The following is a 19,917-nucleotide window of genomic DNA, read 5'->3' as shown; positions in this document are numbered from 1 at the left end:
CGGTGGGTCAGAGCCGGGAGACGATCCCGGCGATGCCGTCGCGCACCAGCTCGGGCCGCCCGGTGTCGAGGCCGTGGGTCACCTCGTACCACGGCCCGAGCCGATGCCACAGGAGCGCGCGCCGCCGCAGTTTCCCTGACACCCCATAGGTTTCCGCCAGCGCGTGGGCGAACTCGGGCGGGGTGCCGAACAGCGCCCACGCGAGGTCGATCGCCGGGTCGCCGAGGTGCGCGTCCGTCCAGTCGATCACCCCGCTGACAGCACCGTCCCGGCACAAGACGTGTTCCGGCCCCAGGTCGCCGTGCACCAGGCAATCCTTCGACACAGACCGAAACTCGTCGAGAAGGGCGGTCGCGCGCGGGCAGTCTGGCAGCAGCGGGACCACCTCCTCGCGAAACCGGTCCAGCTCACCCAGATCGGCCTCGTGCACGGGTTCGACGGGGTCGACGTCGTGCAGGGCGCGCAGGAACCGGCCGAGCACGCGCCCGTCGACGGCGGCCAGTCGCTCGGCGGGCTCGCCGGGCACGAGTTCGTGCCGCAGCACCAACGGCTCCGCGCTGAAGATCACCGGCCGGGGCACGGGCAGCGGCAGCAGGGGCGCCAGCCACGACAGGAGGCGGGCCTCCGCGAGGAGCCGGGGCGCCACCTCCGGGCGGCGCGGCCTGCGCTCGACCCAGCGGCCGTCGACGAGGGTGGCCGCGCTGTCCCAACCGGAGCCGAATTCCATGATCATCAGAACACCTCATCCCGGCGCCGCGCGCACCCGGATTTCCGCGCCCGGCAGAGCGCAAGAAAAAACTTGCAAAAGTATCCCTTGACGCCTTCTTGAGGTGGCTTCACGTCCACATTCCCCGGGAAAACACCTAATGTTGCCACCCGAATGGGTGAATCTACTTCAGTTCTCTGTCCGGATTGGGCCTCAGCCGCAGGTGACCCCCTTTCCGGTCACTTCCGTGCTGTAACTTTCGCCCACCCCTCGCCCGTCCCAGCACTGGAGCCGCATCGGTGAACCACACCGCACCGCTCTCCGAACTCCCGCCCGCCGAACCCCTCGCGGTGCTCGGCATCGGCTGCCGCCTGCCGGGCGGCGCCGACTCGCCCTCGGCGTACTGGCGGCTGCTCGTCGAGGGCCACGACGCGGTCACCGAGATCCCCGCCGACCGCTGGGACGTCGACGCGCTCTTCGATCCCGAACCCCTGGTGCCCGGCCGCACGTCGTCCTCGTGGGGCGGGTTCCTGCACGACCCGCACGCCTTCGACGCGGCGTTCTTCGGCGGCACCCCCGGGTTCGACCAGCGCGACCGGCTGCTGGCGCAGGTCGCGGTGGAGGCGCTGGAGCACGCCGGACTGCCCAACGCCGACGCCGGGCTGTTCACCACCGGGTCGGGCGCCGGGCGGATCGCGACCCTGCTCGGCCTGTCCGGCCCGAGCGTCGCGGTGGACGCCGGGGACTCCTCCGCGCTGGCCGCGCTGCACCTGGCTTCGGCGAGCCTGCGGGCCCGCGACTGCGACGTCGCCCTGGTCGGCGCGGCCACGCTCGTGCTGGACCCGGCGGAGTCGATCTCCTTGTCCACCAAGGGAGTCCTGTCCACCTCCGGCCGCTGCCGGGCCTTCGAGGCGCGCTCCGACGGCTTCGTGCGCAGCGAGGGCTGCGGCGTCGTCGTGCTCAAGCGGCTCACGGATGCCTTGTACGACAACGACCGCGTGCTCGCGGTGATCCGTTCCTCCGCCATCGGTCGCAGCGATCTGGCCACCGTGTTCGGCCAGGCGCTCGCCGCCGCCGAGGCGCGCGGGGACGAGGTCGGGTTCGTGGAGACGCACGGCAGCGGGGTGCTCGCCGAGGACGCCGCCGAGTTCACCGCGCTCAGCAAGGTCTACCGGTGCGCGCTCGGCGCGGTGAAGTCCAACCTCGGGCACACCGGTCCCGTGTCCGGGATGGCCGGGCTGATCAAGGCGGTGCTCGCGGTGCGCGCCGGGATCATCCCGCCGACACCGCACTTCACCGCGTGGCACCCGTCGCTGTCCGCCGAGGACACCGGGCTGACCGTGCCCACCAGGCCGACCGTGTGGCCCGACACCGCCCGCCTCGCCGCAGTGTCCACAATGGACGAACACGGGGGCAACGCGCACGTGCTGCTCGAACCCGCCCCGCCGCGCACCCCGACGCCGCGCAAACCATTGCCTAGCCGGGTAGTGGTGCCCCTGTCGGCGAGCACACCGCTCGCGCTCGCCGAGACCGCGACGCGGCTGGCCGACTGGTTGGAGGGCGACGGCGCGGACAGCTGCCTCCAAGATGTCGCCTACACCCTCGCCCGGCGGCGGCCCCGCGCCGTGCAGGCCGTGGTGACCGCCTCCGACATCGATCAGCTCGTCGCGGCGCTGCGCGCGGGCCCGAAGTCGCCCGGCGTGGACACCGTGATCACCCACGGCGAACTGCTCGACCTGCCGCCGACCGCTTGGGACCGCACGGTGTTCCCGCCCGCGCCCGCGCGGGTGGAGGCGCATCCGCTGCTGGGCACGCGCGTCGAGGTGCCCGCGACCCGCAGGCGCGTGTGGCAGGCGGAGATCGGCACCGCCGAGCTGCCGTGGCTGGCCGACCACCGCATCGACGACGTCCCGGTCCTGACCAGCGCCGCGTACTTCGAGATGGTCCTCGCAGCGGCCACCGAGCACTTCGACTGCCCTCCACACGCCGTCGAGGTGCGTGGCGTCGAGCTGCACCACCGGGTCGAGTTGGGGCGCCGCACGACGATCTCGACGCAGCTCACCCCGACAGACGACGAGCGGGCGAAGATCGAGGTCTTCGGCCGCGCGGGCAGCGAGTGGACCCGCCTCGCCACGGCCGCCGTCCGCCACTACGTGGAGTTCCGCCAGGAGCCGCCCGTGGAGATCGACGGCGTGCCCACCGACCCCGCCGAGCTGTATGAGACCTCGCGCAGCCACGGCATCCACCACGGCCCGGCGTTCACCGCGATCGTCGGCCTCCTCGGCCCCGGCCTCGCCCGCGTGCGCGTGCCGCGGGCCGTGCGCGGCGCTTCCACCCGGTTCGTCGTGCACCCGGTGCTGCTCGACGCCTGCCTGCACATGCTCGGGGCCGGTCTGCTGCCGGTGTCGGCCGGGATGCTGCGGGTGCACGGTGATCTCCGGCGCGCCACGTACTGCCGATGCGAGCTGACCGAGCTGTCGGGCACCGTCACCGTCACCGACCGCGAGGGCACCGTGCTGTTGGTGATCAAGGACGTCCAGCTGTCCGGCCGCCAGAAGGCACCGCGCGGCGCGCAACACGATCCGCTGACCCGCGCCGACGTGGAGCACGACCTGATCCGCCACCTCCGCGCGGTGCTCGGCCTCCCGGAGAGCGTGCTGATCGACTCCGGCACCCCCCTGCTGGAGCTGGGCGTCGACGAGGCCGTGGCCGCCGAACTGCGGCTCCGGGTGGAGCGGGCGCTCGGCCTGCTCATCCCCGACCATCCACTGTGGACGAACGGTTCCCCCGGCGCGTTGTCCGCCTACCTGGCGAACCGCTTCGGCATCGCGGGCGCCTGACTGGACGTGTTCCGGACGGCATGATTGTCTTCTGATCCGTGACCGCGAGCCAGACCTTCGAGCGGTGTCGCCCGCTGACCTCCCTGCGGCTCGCCGTCGAGGTGGCCATGCTGGTCGCGGTGCTCGCGGCCTGTTCGGCGTTCCTGACCTGGGCGCAGGCCCGCCCCGGCACCCGCCTCGCCGACCCGCTGCTGGACCTGCTGCCCGCCGCGGACCTGTCCGAGCCGATCTTCGTGCTCACCTACGGTTCGCTCGCCGCGGTCCTGTTCACCCTCCGGAACCAGCGGGAACGCCTGGTCACCGCGCTGCGGGCGTACTGGCTGATGGTGTTGTTCCGCATGGTCACCATCGCGCTGATCCCCCTGGAGCCCCCGGACGGGATCATCCCGCTGCGCGACCCGATCTTCGTGCTCGGCCCCGGCCAGTACATCGACCACGACCTGTTCTTCTCCGGCCACACCGCCACCGCGGCCCTGTTGTTCCTGGCCGCCGACCGCCCGTGGCTGCGCCGCCTGGGCGCCGCGACCGTGGCCGTGATGATCCCCGCGCTACTCGTCCAGCACTGCCACTACACCCTCGACGTCCTCGCCGCGATCCCCGCCGCCGTGCTCGCGTGGCGCACGGCCGTCGCCACCCGCGGCTGCGACTCCGGCCCCGACTGCACCTGCGCCCTGGGAGTGCCCCGATGACCTACCGGTACTGGCAGTCCGGCCTGATGCACGACCGCCACCCGCGCCAGGTGCCCGAGTTGCTCCAGAAGATCGCGGACCACGCCCTGGCCCAGGACTACGAGCTCCACGAGGCGGTGCTCAGCCAGAACGACACCCTGGGACGCGTCGACATCGAGTGGGACGAGGACGGCCGATCCGGACGCGCACTCGTCGTCCTCGCGCCGGGTGACCAGAGGGACTCTCTCGTCGCCATCGTCCTCACCGCGATGTCCGACAGGTGGACCGCACGCGTGCCGTCCCCGCTGCACATGCTCGGCTTGGTCTCCTCCGAACACGTGTGGCCGCGATGCGTAACACCGTTCCGGCCGAACATCCTCGACCTAACCTCGGTCCCCGAGGACAGCAGGATCCACGCCGTCGACGTGATCGTCGATGACATCGTGTCCCCGCACCGGGTCAACCACCTGATCCTGGCCGGTACCGAGGTCAACCGGCTGATCCTGTGGTCGTGGCCGGGCATCGTGGACGTCGTGGTGATCGACGACTTCCAGCGGAAGCTGCTGCACGACATGAACGCCCCGACGATCCCGCCCGGCCAGGTCCGTGTGTTCCCCGCCTACGGCAGCGCCGTCCCCACCGCCACCTTCGACGTGCTCGACAATGCGCTCACCGACTGCGTCGCCGCCCTCATGACCGAGCACTCCGAACGCCCTTTGCGCTTGGAGTGGAACGACTACCCGATGTTCACCAAGTGGTGGCACTCCGTCTGACCCGCGTTCGGACCGCGGTTCGCTTCCCCGGACCGAACGCCGAATGCTCCGAACACCGATCGAGGGCCTCCGACCTGCGGTTCTCGCTACTGTGATGATCATGTTGCAAGCCGCCTACCTGGCCGGTGTCGTCACGGCACTCGCCGCCACCACCCTCTCCGACGGGGAGATCCTGCCTCCGCTCATGGGATATGAGCAGGCGGACGGACGGAGCTTCCAGGCCACCTTCTTTGTGGAGGCACAAGCCCGGAACGCCCTTGAGAACAACGAGCACGAGGCCACTCGCGCGGCGATCGTCGTCAACGGCCGCGTCCCGCTCATCCCCGTCGTGAAGGAGGCGCTGCTGATCGACATCGTGGAGTACGGCCCGGTGCGGCAGCGGATGCAGCTGGTTCTTCCCTACCGCGACGCCCATTCCCCGTGCGGATTCGCCCTGCACGAGATCGGGGTGCTCGACTTCGACAACATCGCCGACGCCGACGAGGCCCCGATCCTCGACGCGATCTTCGCCGGGATCGAGTCACAGCCGGCGTACGCGGAGCTGTGGGACAAATACTTCGAGAACTGGGACTAAAACGATCATGTACCAGACCGCCATCCTGGCCGGTGCCGTCGCGGGATACGGCGCCCTGACCGTCTTCAACGGGGACGTCCTGAGCCCACAGCTGGCATACGAGCTGCCCGACGGACGAGTCGTCCGGATCACCTACTCCTCACTCGACGAGGGAACGACGCCGCGGCGGTCGCCCAGGAAGCACTGGCGGGCAACCCCTTCGGAGCCGTTCGCGCGACACTGGTCACCGACGCCTACGTCAACCTCGGGGTGGGACGGTTCGACGCCCTCTCCGCCCAGCTCGTGGAATACGGTCCGGCCGAGCTGAGGGTGATGGAGGTCGCCGTGCCCTATCGGCCCGCCGACTCCCCGCAGGGGTTCGCACTGCACAAGCTCAAGATCTTCCGGTTCGACGACATCGAGCAGGGCGATCTGGACGTCTGCACCGAGGCGTTCTTCCACGGGGTGTGCTTCCACCCGTCGCAGAAGGCGCTCTGGGACGAGTACCTCGACGAGTCGATCTGACTCACCGGACGCGGTGGGCGAGGGCTGCCCAGGAAGCTGCCGAACCGGAAGGGAGATGGCGCCGCACGCTTCCGGACGCCAGCGTCCGCAACTCGGCCAGCCCGCCGTCCACCGCACCCAGAGCCCGGGCCTGCACGAGAACGTTGCCCACGGCGGTCGTCTCGGTCGGCGCGGCGACGACGGGCAGTCCGCACGCGTCGGCGGTCAGCTGGCACAGCAGCTCGTTCTTCGCGCCACCGCCGACCATGTGCACCACGTCCACCTCCCGCACGCATTCCTGGAACAGCCCCAGGCCCATCACGTTGCGGAGATAGCGAACCGTGCCGTCCACGCCCAGCTCGTTCGAGAAGTTCGCCTCGGTCCCCGAGGACCAGAAGATCAACGCCGTCACCGTGACCGTCGAGGAGATCGTGTCCCGGAACGGACATATCACCTGATCTTGGCCGGTACCGAGGTCAACCGGCTGGTCCTGTGGTCGTGGCCCGGCATCGTGGAGATCGCGGTGATCGACGACTTCCAGCGGAAGCTGCTGCACGACATGGACATCCCGCCGATCCCGCCCGACCAGGTCCGCGTGCTCCCCGCCCCCGCCAGCGCCGTCCCCACCGCCACCTTCGACGTCCTCGACGACGCGCTCACCGACTGCGTCGCCGCCCTCGTGACCGAGCACGGTGCACGCCCCTTGCGCTTGGAGTGGTGCAATGTCCCGCTGCTGACCAAGTGGTGGCACTCCGTCTGACTAGAACGGCGCGGGCTCGTCGATCAGCACGGGTTCGGCGATCGGCACGGCTTCGGTTTCGGCGGTCTTGCCGTTGGGTGTGGTCCAGACGTGCCGACCGTCCGGCAGGTTCTCGCACTTCCAGTTGGATTCGTGCTTCATGCGGTGGTGCCTGCGGCACTTCGGCCGCAAGTTGTCGACCGTCGTGTTGGTGCCGTCGAAGGGGCAGCAGTGGTCCAGGTCGCAGCGGTGTGCGGGCCTGTTGCAGCCGATGGCGGTGCACGTGGGGTAGCGGGCGTGGATCAACTCCCGCTGCTTTGCTGAGGGCCGGTAGGTGGTGACATCTTCGGCGATGCCGGTGACCGGGTCGGTGAGGATGCGTTTCCAGATCCCGTTCGCGGCGACATCGCGGGCGATCTTGGCGGGCAGGGGTCCGTAGCCGTGCAGGATCGCGGGCTCGTTGCTGAGACCGAGGAAGGAGCCCATGGGCATGGTGAGGTAGACGGTGACCTGGCCTTGGGGTGCGCCGGTTTCCTTGCCCATCAACACATCCATGGTGACATCGGCCCGTTTCTGATCCAACGTCCGGTGATCCTTCGGCAAGGCTCTGGCGATCCGGTCGATCCGGTCGTAGATCAGGGAGGCTTGCAGAGCGGGGAAGAACATGCGCAACAGGCACATGCCGTCGTCTTGGGGGATCTTCTCCACCAACCTCTGCTTGCGCTTCTCCTTGTGGCGGCGTTCAGCGGCTTTCGGGTCGAGCTTGTCGATGAACCGGACCGCATGCCGCCGCGTCGCGGTGTAGTTGTGGGTCTCGGCGAAGGCGAGGAAGTCCTGCTCGGCGATCGCGGCGTGCACAGCAGACAGGGTGGAGAGCAGGTCGACGATCATCAACGCTTTGCCTTCGTCGATACGGCCTTCGGCCAGCGCCCGCAACACCACAGGCCGACCGGTGAGGTCTTCCGCGCGTTGCAGGAGCCGGGCGGCCTTGGTCTTGGAGATGACGAGTAGTCGCATGAGGATTTCTTCGGCGAACTCGCGATCACATAGTTCAAGCTGAGCGACGTACTCCATCAGCACGACCGCGAAGTCCGCCGAGGCTTTCCCCATCGCGGTGAAGTAGACCATCAGTTTATGGTCGGGATCTACAGGAAGCATGCCTCTATTTTACCGTAAGAAAATAGTGGATCATGGCTCTACAGGGTGAATTGCCAGGCGCTCGAAAAGCAAAACAACGCAAGTTCCAGCGAAAGCGGGCCGCCGCTGGGAATGGGGTCGGCTTTACCTGGGGTGCGCGTGCCATACGCTTTCCGCGAGGGCCGGGGTTTCATCCCGTGCCCCTGAGAGGCCCAAGGGCACGCGCAAGGGGCCCCCAGGTCAAGCCGACCCCACCGCTGGTACCGACGCAAGCTGGAACCCAAGCCCAGCTGGAAGCCCAGCCAAGCCGGAAACCCAACAGAACTCAAAACAGCCGAGCCTCCAAAGCCTCCCACCCCCCACCCCGAGGCTCATACCGAACCGACTCCCCACACCGAACCCCCCGAACCCCGAGCTGCACCAACGCATTCCCCACCGCAGCCCCCTCAACCGGCCCGGCCACCACCGGCACCCCACAAGCATCCGCGGTCAGCTGACACAAAAGCGAATTCCGTGCCCCACCACCCACGACGTGCACCACATCCACCTCCCGCCCAGCCAACTCCATGGCTGAACGCAATGCCCGCCGATGCGCCAAAGCCAAACTGTCCAAAATGCACCGAACAGTCTCCGCAGGCGTTGAAGGCACCGGCTGCCCAGTCCGCGAGCAAGCCGCCGCGATCCGCGCAGGCATATCCCCAGGCGCGAAGAACTCCGCCGCGTCCACAACAGAACCGAAAGGCGTGGCCGCCGCAGACAACAAAGGCGGAAGCGGAAGATCCCAAGAGCGCAAGCACTCCTGCAACAACCAAAGACCCATCACATTGCGCAAATACCGAACTGTGCCGTCAACACCCAACTCGTTCGAGAAGTTCGCCGCGCTACTGGCCGAGGAGAGCACCGGCGCAGACAGGGATAGGCCGACGAGTGACCACGTCCCGCACGAGATGTAAGCGAACCGAGGCGACGAGGCGGGGACACCGACGACAGCGGACGCGGTGTCGTGGGAGCCGACCGCCACGACGGGAACGGGCCCCAACCCGATGTGCGACTGAAGCGAGCCGATGCGCGAACCGGGCTCGCGCAACGAACCGAACAGCGACGGATCGAGCCCGACGCGGCGCATCAGCGAGGTGTCCCACTCACGACGACGCACATCCAGGAGCCCAGTTGTCGACGCATTGGTGACCTCGGCGCCCACCGAACCGGTGAGCCAGTACGCCAACAGATCCGGGATCATCAGCAACTGGGAGGCCGACGCCAGCAGCGGCTCCACCGCGAGCTGGTAGATCGTGTTGAACGGCAGGACCTGCACGCCCGTGCGCGCGTACAACTCCGCGGCGGGAACCGGATACGAAGAGTCGACTCCGGCAGTTCGCGAGTCGCGGTAGTGCACGGGATTGCCGAGCAGCGCACCATCGGACGACAAGAGCCCGTAGTCGACCCCCCACGAGTCGATGCCGATGCTGTCCACCGGCCCCGCCGCGCGCAGTCCTTCCAGAATCCCTTGGTACAGAGCCAAAATGTCCCAGTGAAGCCGATCACCGAGGCGCACCGGCCCATTCCAAAACCGGTGCACCTCCGTCAAAACCAGTTCCGAGTCGCGCAGCTCGCCGACCATCACCCGGCCGCTGGAGGCGCCGAGGTCGACCGCGGCGACCCTCACGGGCTGACCCGGACTTCGCGGAACTCCACCCCGATCAGCTCTGCGACGCAGCGCAGTTCCGCTGCCTGGTGCCCGGTCCCGAGCGCCCAGTGGTGGTCGACGCCGGACGCGCTCCAGGCGTCGGTCCACTCGCCGGGATCGCAACCGAAGTCGACCCGGGACGTCGTGTTCCCGATCTCCAGCAACGGCCCCGGCACGACGGTGCCCTCGGCGGCCACCATCACGTAGCTGCCGTCGCGCTCCTGCCCGAGGCCGAACACCGTCACCGGTCCCTGCCGCACGTCGAACTCCACGGACACGCCCCAGCCGCGCTTGCCGTGGTAGACGCCGAGCCCGCGCAGCAGCGGTCGCCGCGCGCTGATCGCCAGGTGCGCCGGGCCGTCGTGGCCCATCTCCACCACGTTGTCAACGAAGTTCAACGCCTGCAGCTCGGTGAACGACCCGCCGGCGCCGAGCCGGTCCATGATCAGCATCGCCAGGGAGTTGCGCAGCTCGTACTCGCCCGCCGCCGGGACACCGCGCGCGGTGAGCAGCGAGGCGCCCAGGATCATGCCCGCGCCCAACCGCTCGTGCTGCTCGCCGTCGAGCCCTCGGTGGTAGTACGCGAGCGAGTCGAGCGCGAAGTCCGAGACCAGCCGGTCCAACCCGACGGAAACCTTGGCGCCCCAAGCGAAATCCTCATCGACCACCGAGGAGTCCAGCTCGAAGACCGAGCGCGCCAGCTCCATCCGGGAAGCCACCTCGGCGTCGGTCACGGCGGCGACCCGGACGCGCAGATCGTCGAGTTCCAGCACCTCCACGTGCCCGCCGAGCTGCGCCGACACCGAGGTCAGATCCGTGGACACGTCCAGCATGCCCGGGTAGAGGTGCCCCATCAGCCCGTGCCTGCCGTGCCGCAGCGCCCCGCGCACCCCGGCCGCCCGCACCCACCGGGCGATCCGCGTCCACGCGCGCTCGTCCTCCACGTAGCCGGACACGCTGCGGAACTCCACGCCCGCCCGGCGGAAGGCGTTGGCCATCTCCGGCAGCGGGCACGCGCCGCAGTACGCCAGCCACGCGCCGGTGTCGAAGGACGCGTGGTCCATCTTCTCGGTGGGTTGCAGGTTGATCAGCAGCACCGGTGCACCACTGCGCTGCGCCACCGGCACGAGCATCGACGCCGTCATGTACGTGGTGAGGAAGCCGATGATCAGGTCGCAGCCCGCGACGCGCAGTTTCTCCGCCGCGGCGGCGCCCTCCTGCGCGTCGGAGATGAACCCGACGTCCACCACGTCGATGTCACCGATCTCGCCCAGCCGCTCCGACACCCGCGCCGCCGATTTTCGCAGCTGCGGCAACAGGTTCGGGAACTGCGGCCAATAGGCGCCGAGTCCACCGGCGACCAGGCCGACCTTGGTTCGCCGTGGGGGAACGCGATCCATCTGGACCTCCTCAGCGCAGGAACGCGGCGGCAACGCCCGCGTCGACGGGAATGTGCAGTCCGGTGGTGTGCGACAGCTCTCCAGCGGTCAGCACGAAAACGGCGGCGGCGACGTGCTCCGGCAGCACCTCGCGCTTGAGCAGGGTCCGCTTGGCGTAGAACGCGCCCAGGTCCTCCTCGGCGACGCCGTAGACCGCCGCGCGCTGGGCACCCCAGCCGCCCGCGAAGATCCCCGAGCCGCGGACGACGCCGTCCGGGTTGACGCCGTTGACCTTGATGCCGTGCTCGCCCAACTCGGCCGCGAGGAGCCGGACCTGGTGCGCCTGATCGGCCTTGGCCGACCCGTACGCGAGGTTGTTCGGCCCGGCGAACACGCCGTTCTTCGAGGCGATGTAGACGATGTCGCCGCCCATGCCCTGCGCGATCATCGCCTTCGCCGCCGCGCGCGCGACCAGGAACGAGCCGCGCGCCATGACGCCGTGCTGAACGTCCCAATCCGCGTCGGTGGTCTCCAGCAACGGTTTCGAGATCGACAGGCCCGCGTTGTTGACCACCAGGTCCACGCCACCGAAGGCCAGCACGGCCGCATCCACCGCAGCCGCAACGGCTTCGCTCGATGTGACGTCCACGGTGACCGGCACCGCGACATCGGTCGAGCCCAGCGACGCGGCGACCTCGGAGGCCGAGGAAGCATCGCGGTCGGCGACAACCACGCATGCGCCTTCAGCGGCCAGCCGCTGCGCGATCGCACGGCCGATGCCCGAGCCGCCGCCGGTCACGAACGCGACCCGCGCGGCCAGTGGCTTCGGCTTGGGCATGCGGGCGAGTTTCGCCTCTTCCAGTGCCCAGTACTCGATGCGGAACTTCTCCGACTCGGGGATCGGCGCGTAGCTCGAAATCGCTTCCGCGCCGCGCATCACGTTGATCGCGTTGACGTAGAACTCGCCCGCAACGCGAGCGGTCTGCTTGTTGGCACCAAAGGAGAACATCCCGACGCCGGGCAGGAGCACGATCGCGGGGTCCGCGCCGCGCATGGCAGGCGAGTCCGGTGTCGCGTGCCGCTCGTAGTAGGCGCGGTACTCCTCGCGGTAGGCCGCGTGCAGCTCGCGCAGCCGCGCGATCGCGTCCTCCAACGGCGCGTCCGCAGGCAGGTCGAGCACGAGCGGCGCGACCTTGGTCCGGAGGAAGTGGTCCGGGCACGAGGTGCCGAGCGCGGCGAGCGGCGCCAGCTTCTCCCTGGCGAGGAAGTCCAGCACCTCGTCGGAGTCGGTGAAGTGGCCGACCTGCGCGCGGTCGGTCGAGGCCAGCCCGCGGATCACCGGGGCCAGCGCGGCGGCCCGCGCGCGGCGCTCCGCGACCGGCAGCGGCTCGAATCCTGGCTTCACAGAGCCAAAAGGTTCGGCTGCGCCGCGCGCGTCGATGTACTCCTGCGCGGTGCGGATGATCTCCAGCGAGCGGGCTTCGCACTCCGCCGAGGTCTCGCCCCACGCGGTGATGCCGTGCCCGCCGAGGATCACGCCGATCGCGCGCGGGTTGGCCTCCTTGACCGCCGCGATGTCCAGCCCCAGCTGGAAACCCGGCCTGCGCCAGGCAACCCAGACAACGCGGTCACCGAAGATCTCCTTGGTCAGCGCCTCGCCGTCGGCGGCGCACGCGATCGCGATCCCGGAGTCCGGGTGCAGGTGGTCGACGTGCGCGGCGTCGACGAGCCCGTGCATCGCGGTGTCGATCGACGGGGCCGCGTCGCCCTTGCCGTGCAGGCAGAAGTCGAACGCGGCGACCATCTCGTCCTCGCGCTCGACGCCGGGGTACACGTCGACGAGCGCGCGCATGCGGTCCAGCCGCAGCGTCGCCAGCCCGGACTCGGTCAGCGTGCCGAGGTCACCGCCAGAACCCTTGACCCACAACAGATCCACCGGTCCACCGGTGACCGGGTCGGTGGCAGTGCCCTTCGCGGAGGTGTTCCCGCCCGCGTAGTTCGTGAAGCGCGGATCGCCCCCGAGCCGGTTGCTGCGCTCCAGCAGTTCCTGAAGGGTGCTCATGCTCCCCAACCCGCCTGTGTACCGCCCACGCGGTCAGCCTCGATTCGTTCTTGATAGCCCGAAGCGCGGTAGGCCGCAACCGGGTCCGGGTCCAGCCCGGCCTCCGCGCGCACCTCCCGCAGCAGCGGGCGGACATCGGTGGAGAAGGCGTCCATCAGCACCGCGTTCGCACCGAGCACGTCACCGGAGTTCTGTGCCGCCACAAGGGCTTCCGCGTCGACCAGCAGCGCCTTCGCGGTGGCCTCCTGGACGTTGAGCACGGAGCGGATGATCGCGGGGATCTTCGCCTCGATGTTGTGGCACTGGTCCAACATGAACGCGATCCCCGCCTCGGGCCGCAGCGCGTCGGCGGAGACGATCTCGTGCATGATCCGGAACAGCTGGAAGGGGTCGGCCGCGCCCACCATCAGGTCGTCATCGGCGTAGAACCGCGAGTTGAAGTCGAACGCGCCGAGCTTGTTGGCGCGCAACAGGAACGCGACGATGAACTCGATGTTGGTGCCCGGCGCGTGGTGGCCGGTGTCGATGCAGACGGTGGCCTTCTCGCCCAGCTCCACGCAGTGCGCGTACGAGGTGCCCCAGTCCGGCACGTCCATGGTGTAGAAGGCGGGTTCGAAGAGCTTGTACTCCAACAACATCCGCTGGTCCGGGCCGAGCCGGTCGTACACCTCGCGGAGGGCTTCGGCGAGCCGGTCCTGCCGCGCGCGGATCGAGTCCTGGCCCGGGTAGTTCGTCCCGTCGGAGAACCACAGCTTGAGGTCGCGCGAGCCGGTGGCGTCCATGATGTCGACGCACTCCAGCAGGTGGTCGATCGCCTTGCGGCGGATTCGCGCGTCCGGGTTGGTGACCGAGCCCAGCTTGTAGTCGTTGTCCTGGAAGACGTTGGAGTTGATCGCGCCCAGCGCCACGCCCTGTTCCCCGGCGTAGGCGGCGAGCTCGCCGTAGTCCTCCACCTTGTCCCAGGGGATGTGCAGCGCGACGGTCGGAGCCACCCCGGTCAGCCGGTGCACCGTCGCGGCGTCGGCGATCTTCTCCCAGGGGTCGCGCGGGACACCGGGCTGCGGGAAGACCTTGAACCGGGTGCCCGAGTTCGCGTAGGCCCAGGACGGCGTCTCGATCCGCTGTCCGGCCAGTGCCGCGCGAACCTCGTCCAGCAGTGGCATCGTAGCTCCTCCCCCAAGGCGCAATTGAAAGGTTTCACCACCGTAAAGCCGCCTCACTCCGACCGTCAACCCAACGCGCCCGCACCGGTCCCGCAGTCTTCAAGTACGCCCTACCCACCCAAAATAAGTCTTCAACCGCCCCCAACCCCAGCCCGCCCCAGCGCACGCGCGCGCGGCGTCGGGAGTTGGGGGCGGTTGAAGACGGCTGGGAGCCGGGTTCGGGGGACTTGAAGACCAGCGCACCCGCAGGTAACAACTCGGTCAGCCCTGTCTTGTGTGCCCCAGTGGGCCGTGGTTACAGTGCCGATTAATACGTTTCATTTTGTGAGCGGGGTCGCACGGCAGTGTCGCCGTTGGAAGACGAGGAGTCGCCATGACCGCACCCCAGAGCGTCCGCGAGGACGACCGCACGATCAGCAGGCAGCAGTGGAAGATCTCGGTGCTGGCCGCGATGGCGTCCTACCTGGACGCGGGCTCGATCGTCGCGCTCGGCGCGGGGATGAGCATGTTCCAGGCGGAACTGGGGCTGACCAGCACCGGGGTCGGCATCCTCGCCGCGATCGGGCCGAACGCCATCGGCTGCGCGATCGGCGCGTTCATCGGCGGGCGGCTCGGCGACAAGCTCGGCCGCAAGCGGATCTACAAGTGGGACCTGATCGTCTACGCGCTGGGCGTCCTGCTCATCGCGGGATCTTTCAGCGCGCCCATGCTGTTCGTCGGCACCTTCGTCGTCGGCGTCGCGGTGGGCGCGGACGTGCCCACCTCGCTCGCGCTGGTCGGTGAGCTCGCACCGGCGAAGGGCCGAGGACGCCTCATCGGGCTGACACAGGTCGCGTGGAACCTGGGGCCCGTGGTGGTGCTGCTGCTGGCGCTCGCCCTGACCCCGATGGGCATCACCGGCACCAGGATCGTGTTCCTGTCCCTGTTCGTCGTCGCCGTGGTGACCTGGGCGCTGCGCCAGGGCATCGCGGAGTCGGCTCGCTGGCAGAGCGCGGTGTCCACCTCGACGACGTCGCTCGATCCCGCGAGCGGATCTTCGAAGCCCTCCCCTTCCGTCCAGGTCAAGGCCCTGTTCAGCGGCCAGAACCTGCGCGCCCTGATGTGGACCGGCACCATCTACACGTTCTGGGGCCTGGCGGCGGGCACCGCAGGCATCTTCACCCCCTACATCGTGACGACTCTCGACGCGGGCTCACAGGCGGCGGGGGTGGCGCTCAGCTGCGCGGGGTTCGTCATCGCCATCATCGGGACAGTCACCATCTTCATGCGTCTCAACGACAAGAGCTACCAACGCCGTCGCATGATGTGGGCTGTCGGTTCCCTGATGCAGATCGTGGCGTACGCGCTGTTCCTGGTGCTGCCGTTCACCGTTCCCACGGTGATCGCCAACATCGTGCTCTTCGGGATGGGCGCGGCGATCGCGGGTGAGGCGACCTACAAGGTGTTCAGCCAGGAGCTGTTCCCGACCATGTTGCGCGGCACCGCGCAGGGCTTGACCTTCGGCGTCGCCAGGGTGCTGCTGGGCATCTGGAGCTTCTTCGTGCCGCTGCTGGCCTCGGCCTCCATCGGCCCGGTCGCGACACTGCTGACGGCCTTCCTGTTGGTCAGCGGGATCGTCGGCTTCTTCTTCATGCCGGACACCGTCGGCAAATCCCTTGAGGACATCGAGAAGGAGCGTGGCGTCGCCGCATGAACGGAATCCCTGAGTTGCTCGCCCGGTTCACCGATCCGGCTCCGGAGTACGGGCCACTGCCGATCTGGTGGTGGAGCGGCGCGAAGGTGACCAGGGAACGGCTTCGCGAGCAGATGGAGAAGCTCGTGGCGGGCGGGGTCAGGCAGGCCGTCGTGCTCTGCCTGGCCCCCACCGGACCGATGTTCGGTTCGGTGGCCGACGATCCGGCGTTCCTCACACCCGAGTGGATCGAGTTGTTCGACGGGGCGTGCGCCGACGCCGACGAACTCGGCTTCACGCTGTGGCTCTACGACCAGATCGGCTTCTCCGGGGCGAACTTCCAGGGCAGGCTGATCTCGGCCAACCCCGGGTTCTCCGGGCGGGCGCTCTACCGGACGTTCGTGGAGACCTCGGGGAAGATGACCGTCTCCCCACCGGAAGGCCACGAACCCCTTGCGGCGTATGCGATCCTGCCTTCCGGCGAGCGGACCGCCGTCCCGCTCGCCGGAGGCGCGGCCCGCTGGTCCGGTGGCTCGGCCCGGATCGTATTGGTCCACAGTGGAGTGAGCGGTTTCGACTACTTCTCCACCGAGGCTTGCGCGGCCCTGCTCGACAAGGTGCACGGCACGCTCGAACGCGGCGTCGGCCACTGGTTCGGCCGCAGCATCGGCGGCTTCTTCCAGGACGAGCTGCCCGCGATGCCCACGTGGGGCACGGACTTCGCGACGACCTTCGCCGCCGCGTACGGCTACGACCTCGTCCCGCGGCTGTGGGCGCTGTGGGAGGACGACGCGTCGCCGGAGGCCGTGCGGGTTCGGCGCGACTACCACGCGCACCGTGCTTTCCTTGCGCGGCGCGGGTTCTTCGACCAGCACGACGAGTGGTACCGGTCGCGCGGGCTGATCTGCGGCTTCGACCAGCCGACGCCCGCGCGTGAAGGCGATCCGGCGGGCGGTGTGCGGCTGTACGGGGACTACCTCGACACGCATTCCGGGTACGGCGCCCCCGGCAGTGATCACTGGGGCGACGCCAAGGTGCACAGTTCGCTGGCGCACGCCAACGGCCACGGCCGGACTTGGATCGAGGCGTTCCACTCCTCGGGCTGGGGCGGCACCCTGGAGGAGACCTACGACTGGCTCGCCCCGTTCCTCAGGCGCGGCGCCAACCTCTACGACCCGCACGCGGTCTATTACTCCACTGTGGGCGGTTGGTGGGAGTGGGCGCCGCCGTCGACCTGTTGGCGCCAGCCGTACTGGCCGTCCTACCACGTGTTCTCCACCGCGGTCAGCCGTCTGTGCTCGGTGCTCACGGCGGGGCAGCACGTCTGCGATGTCGTGCTGCTCTCCCCCACCTCGACGGTTCAGGGGCACCTGACCCTGGACGGCCCCCTCGCCGCGGCGCACGAGGCGAACGAGGCTTTCCTGGCGCTCAACGGCGTCGGCACGTGGTTCGCGGAGAAGCCCGGAGTGCTGGAGCGGGCCGGGATCGACCACGACGTCTTCGACGAGGCGACGATCGCCGGGGCTTCGGTGTTGGCCGGTGGGCGCCTTCGCGTCGGCGAGGAGGAGTTCCGCACGGTCGTCCTGCCCGCCGTGCACACGCTGCACGCCGCCGCGGCTCGGCGCCTGGTGGAGTTCATCGCCGAGGGCGGACGCGTGATCTGCGTCGGGCGCGTCCCCTCGCTGTTCCTCGACGGGACGGTGCCCGATTTCCCAGTCACGTTGGTCGCTTCGGTGGAGGACGTCCCAGCAGCCGTCCAAAGTGGACCCATTCGGGTTTCGGCGGATGCGCCACATCTGTTGCGGCGGGTCGGCGACGCGTATGTGCTCGCGCTGACCGCTCACGACGATGTCAGCGGGACCGCGGCACCCATGCTGGACCTCGGCGAGGGCTACTGGTGGTCCAACGGCGTGGAGTTCGACTGGCAGGGCTACAACGAGCAGCTCCGCACGCACGGCTACTCCTTCCGCCCGCCGGGCGACCGCGTGGCGCGCGTCCGGATCTCGGGCATCTCCGACGTGCGCGCACAAAGCTGGGCTCCGGGGCGTGGCACGCGCACCGAGCTGTCCATCGAACCGGACGGCACGTTCGAGGTTCCGTTCGATGACGGTTCCGTTGCCCTGGTGGTCATTTCCGCCTCGCTTCCCCCGGCCACCGCTGTGCCGTTCGGCCCGGTCGAGTCCGTTGTCGAGGTCGTGGGTCCGTGGACCGGCCTTACTTCGTCTACATTGGACAATTCGCGCGGGGATCTGGCTGCGCCGTCCCGCACCGGTGTGCTGCCCATCGAGATCTGGCGGCTGTCCCACGGCGTTGGGGATTCGTGGGAGCCGGTGATCGCCTCATACGGCCCCTTCGCTTGCGTGCACGACGGCGATGGTGCGTGGCGGTCCGTCGAATGGTCGCTCACGCGCGGCATCCGCAAGGACCCCCTGCACTCGGATACCTTGGGCCCCAAGGGACAGGTTCCCGAGGAGTTCCTCGACTGGCGTGATGTCCGGGCCGGTCAGACAGTCGCTGTGCGCACGCACATCGCGCTTTCCGAGGCAGCGCACCTCGTGGTCGGCGCGAGCGCTCCGCGCCGCGTGCTGCTCAACGGTGTCGAGCTGCCGGTGTCCGGTGACGGCCACCAAACCGTGAGCCCGCTCGTGTCCGGCGGTGAACTCGTCATCGAGCTGACCGCGACGCAGTCCGGCCCACTGCGGGCGTCTTTCGCCGTCGTCACCGATGTCGCCGCATACCTCCGTCCAGAGTGGATTCGCCCGGACCGCCCGGTGGTCATCGGAGCCACGCACGACATGTCGCTGTCGTTCTCGCTCGATGCTGTTCCGGCCGACGGGTCGGTCCTGGTCGGTTCGGACGGCGCGTGCAGCGTGCTGATCAACGGTGTCGAGGTCGGCAGGCAGGGCGACTTCAACCCGTATCCCGAGCACCGCGAGATTCGGCTGCACACCTACGATTTGGCGCCGCACCTACTGATCGGCTCGAACACCGTGGTGCTCCGCGTGACCCACCAGAGCAGCCACGGCACCGCCGCGACCCTCGACTCCGGTTCGCTCGGGCTTCGCAGCGGCCCCGGCTGGACTTCCGCGGAGCTGCGTCGTGAACACCGCCGCGATCCGCGTTTCGTGTGCGCCTACCCCCGGCCGCATCCGCTGCCCGGCGCCTCCTGGCTCGACCCCGCGGTATCGTCGTCCGGCGTTGTCGTGCCTGTGATCCCCGACATCGCGCCCGGCGTTTCCCGCACCGAGAAGCTGCGTTTCCAGGTGCCACCCGGGACCGTCTCCGTCCAGATACCGTCCACTTTGGACATGGTCGCGGTGTTCGACGCGCAGGAGATCAAGGTCGAGGACGGTCTTCTGCGGTTGCCTTCCCCCGCTCGCGCCGGTGACTCGGTGACCCTGTTCGTCTCGGCGGTCGACGGTCGCCGTGGCGGCGCGCTGGTCGACGGGCCGCTCTCGGTATCCGTAGTGGAGGCGGAGTTCCCCTTGGCGGACTGGGCCTCCCTCGGCCTGCGCAACCTCGGTGGAGAGGTTCGGTACCGGACGACGTTCACCGCTTCTGTCGGCGGGCGGCAGATGCTCGATCTGGGGTCGGTGCGCGGGGTGGCGTCGGTTTCGGTGAACGGGTCTTTTGCCGGGGAATTGGCGTGGGGGCCTTGGCGGGTTGATGTGAGCGAATTGGTGGCGGATGGGGAGAATGTTGTCGAGGTAGTGGTGCGGGGGACTTTGGCGGGGTATCTGGATGATGCTTCGCCGACTTCGGGGGTTTATGCGGGACAGGTTCGGAGTGGGCTTTTCGGGCCTGTGCGGTTGTTGTGTTCGGGTGGGCTGCCACAGGGGGATCGCTGAGGTTTCGGCTTTTGGCGTTCGTGGGCTGGGGCTTCCGGCGGGGCTGGGCTTCCAGCTCGCGTGAGCTGGGCTTCCAGCGGAGTTGGGCTTCCAGCTCGCGCCGGTACCAGCGTGGGGTCGGCTTGACCTGGGGCCCCTTGCGCGTGCCCTTGGGCCTCTCGGGGGCACGGGATGAAACCCCGGCCC

At 69.0% G+C, this 19,917-nt stretch carries 14 protein-coding genes and 1 pseudogene; 8 read left to right on the top strand and 7 right to left on the bottom strand.

Annotation, left to right across the window (positions count from 1 at the left end):
• Nucleotides 1-7 precede the first annotated feature (7 nt).
• Complete coding sequence (locus NLX83_RS34030) at nt 8-733, bottom strand: phosphotransferase (RefSeq protein ID WP_254239358.1); 726 nt, start codon at nt 731-733, stop codon at nt 8-10.
• A gap of 272 nt (nt 734-1,005) precedes the next feature.
• On the opposite strand from NLX83_RS34030, the gene NLX83_RS34025 reads away from it, so the two are divergent.
• The 5 genes from NLX83_RS34025 (at nt 1,006) to NLX83_RS34005 (ending at nt 6,065) form a co-directional block, all read left to right on the top strand.
• Entirely contained in the window at nt 1,006-3,546 is a 2,541-nt protein-coding gene (locus NLX83_RS34025) for a beta-ketoacyl synthase N-terminal-like domain-containing protein (RefSeq protein ID WP_254239357.1), read from the top strand.
• A gap of 38 nt (nt 3,547-3,584) precedes the next feature.
• Nucleotides 3,585-4,235: a phosphatase PAP2-related protein gene (locus NLX83_RS42130; protein WP_254239356.1), complete on the top strand. Its 651-nt coding sequence runs from the start codon at nt 3,585-3,587 to the stop codon at nt 4,233-4,235.
• The gene (locus NLX83_RS34015; protein WP_254239355.1) at nt 4,232-4,987 is read left to right on the top strand and encodes a hypothetical protein; all 756 of its coding nucleotides are present in this window, start codon (nt 4,232-4,234) and stop codon (nt 4,985-4,987) included. The genes NLX83_RS42130 and NLX83_RS34015 overlap by 4 nt, the downstream gene beginning before the upstream one ends.
• A gap of 100 nt (nt 4,988-5,087) precedes the next feature.
• Nucleotides 5,088-5,561, top strand: coding sequence for a hypothetical protein (locus NLX83_RS34010; RefSeq protein WP_254239354.1), 474 nt, complete (start codon nt 5,088-5,090; stop codon nt 5,559-5,561).
• A gap of 249 nt (nt 5,562-5,810) precedes the next feature.
• Nucleotides 5,811-6,065: a hypothetical protein gene (locus NLX83_RS34005; protein ID WP_254239353.1), complete on the top strand. Its 255-nt coding sequence runs from the start codon at nt 5,811-5,813 to the stop codon at nt 6,063-6,065.
• A gap of 1 nt (nt 6,066) precedes the next feature.
• Here the strand turns inward: NLX83_RS34005 and NLX83_RS34000 are convergent.
• A pseudogene (locus NLX83_RS34000) lies at nt 6,067-6,420 on the bottom strand (FGGY-family carbohydrate kinase); the annotation flags it as partial.
• An 84-nt stretch (nt 6,421-6,504) separates the two neighbouring features.
• Here NLX83_RS34000 and NLX83_RS33995 point away from each other — a divergent pair.
• Entirely contained in the window at nt 6,505-6,804 is a 300-nt protein-coding gene (locus tag NLX83_RS33995) for a hypothetical protein (protein WP_254239352.1), read from the top strand.
• Here NLX83_RS33995 and NLX83_RS33990 read toward each other — a convergent pair whose 3' ends face one another.
• The 5 genes from NLX83_RS33990 to rhaI form a co-directional block, all read right to left on the bottom strand.
• A complete protein-coding gene (locus NLX83_RS33990; RefSeq protein WP_254239351.1) occupies nt 6,805-7,941 on the bottom strand; it encodes an HNH endonuclease signature motif containing protein in 1,137 nt (378 codons plus the stop codon).
• A gap of 304 nt (nt 7,942-8,245) precedes the next feature.
• On the bottom strand, nt 8,246-9,586 hold the full coding sequence (locus tag NLX83_RS33985; RefSeq protein WP_254239350.1) for a rhamnulokinase: 1,341 nt from the start codon (nt 9,584-9,586) through the stop codon (nt 8,246-8,248).
• Nucleotides 9,583-11,007, bottom strand: a complete 1,425-nt coding sequence (locus NLX83_RS33980) for an L-fucose/L-arabinose isomerase family protein (protein ID WP_254239349.1) — start codon at nt 11,005-11,007, stop codon at nt 9,583-9,585. Before NLX83_RS33980 ends, NLX83_RS33985 begins: the two co-directional genes overlap by 4 nt.
• A gap of 10 nt (nt 11,008-11,017) precedes the next feature.
• On the bottom strand, nt 11,018-13,048 hold the full coding sequence (locus NLX83_RS33975; RefSeq protein WP_254239348.1) for a bifunctional aldolase/short-chain dehydrogenase: 2,031 nt from the start codon (nt 13,046-13,048) through the stop codon (nt 11,018-11,020).
• Nucleotides 13,045-14,211, bottom strand: coding sequence for an L-rhamnose isomerase (gene rhaI, locus NLX83_RS33970; RefSeq protein WP_254239347.1), 1,167 nt, complete (start codon nt 14,209-14,211; stop codon nt 13,045-13,047). Before rhaI ends, NLX83_RS33975 begins: the two co-directional genes overlap by 4 nt.
• Nucleotides 14,212-14,584: 373 nt before the next feature.
• On the opposite strand from rhaI, the gene NLX83_RS33965 reads away from it, so the two are divergent.
• Both NLX83_RS33965 and NLX83_RS33960 read left to right on the top strand, forming a co-directional pair.
• Nucleotides 14,585-15,904, top strand: coding sequence for an MFS transporter (locus NLX83_RS33965; protein WP_254239346.1), 1,320 nt, complete (start codon nt 14,585-14,587; stop codon nt 15,902-15,904).
• Nucleotides 15,901-19,731, top strand: coding sequence for a hypothetical protein (locus NLX83_RS33960; RefSeq protein WP_254239345.1), 3,831 nt, complete (start codon nt 15,901-15,903; stop codon nt 19,729-19,731). The genes NLX83_RS33965 and NLX83_RS33960 overlap by 4 nt, the downstream gene beginning before the upstream one ends.
• Nucleotides 19,732-19,917: the final 186 nt, after the last annotated feature.

Origin of the sequence: Allokutzneria sp. A3M-2-11 16 (assembly GCF_024213555.1) — a bacterium.
GTDB lineage: Bacteria > Actinomycetota > Actinomycetes > Mycobacteriales > Pseudonocardiaceae > Allokutzneria.
The sequence above is the reverse complement of the archived record's forward strand: the minus strand, read 5'-3'. Positions and strand labels throughout refer to the sequence as shown.

Bases quoted from the DNA above. Each gene is read 5' to 3' on its own strand.
- NLX83_RS34030 (WP_254239358.1), bottom strand. From the start codon at position 733: ATGATCATGGAATTCGGCTCCGGTTGGGACAGCGCGGCCACCCTCGTC.
- NLX83_RS34015 (WP_254239355.1), top strand. From the start codon at position 4,232: ATGACCTACCGGTACTGGCAGTCCGGCCTGATGCACGACCGCCACCCG.
- NLX83_RS34010 (WP_254239354.1), top strand. From the start codon at position 5,088: ATGTTGCAAGCCGCCTACCTGGCCGGTGTCGTCACGGCACTCGCCGCC.
- NLX83_RS33990 (WP_254239351.1), bottom strand. From the start codon at position 7,941: ATGCTTCCTGTAGATCCCGACCATAAACTGATGGTCTACTTCACCGCG.
- NLX83_RS33980 (WP_254239349.1), bottom strand. From the start codon at position 11,007: ATGGATCGCGTTCCCCCACGGCGAACCAAGGTCGGCCTGGTCGCCGGT.
- NLX83_RS33975 (WP_254239348.1), bottom strand. From the start codon at position 13,048: ATGAGCACCCTTCAGGAACTGCTGGAGCGCAGCAACCGGCTCGGGGGC.
- rhaI (WP_254239347.1), bottom strand. From the start codon at position 14,211: ATGCCACTGCTGGACGAGGTTCGCGCGGCACTGGCCGGACAGCGGATC.
- NLX83_RS33965 (WP_254239346.1), top strand. From the start codon at position 14,585: ATGACCGCACCCCAGAGCGTCCGCGAGGACGACCGCACGATCAGCAGG.
- NLX83_RS33960 (WP_254239345.1), top strand. From the start codon at position 15,901: ATGAACGGAATCCCTGAGTTGCTCGCCCGGTTCACCGATCCGGCTCCG.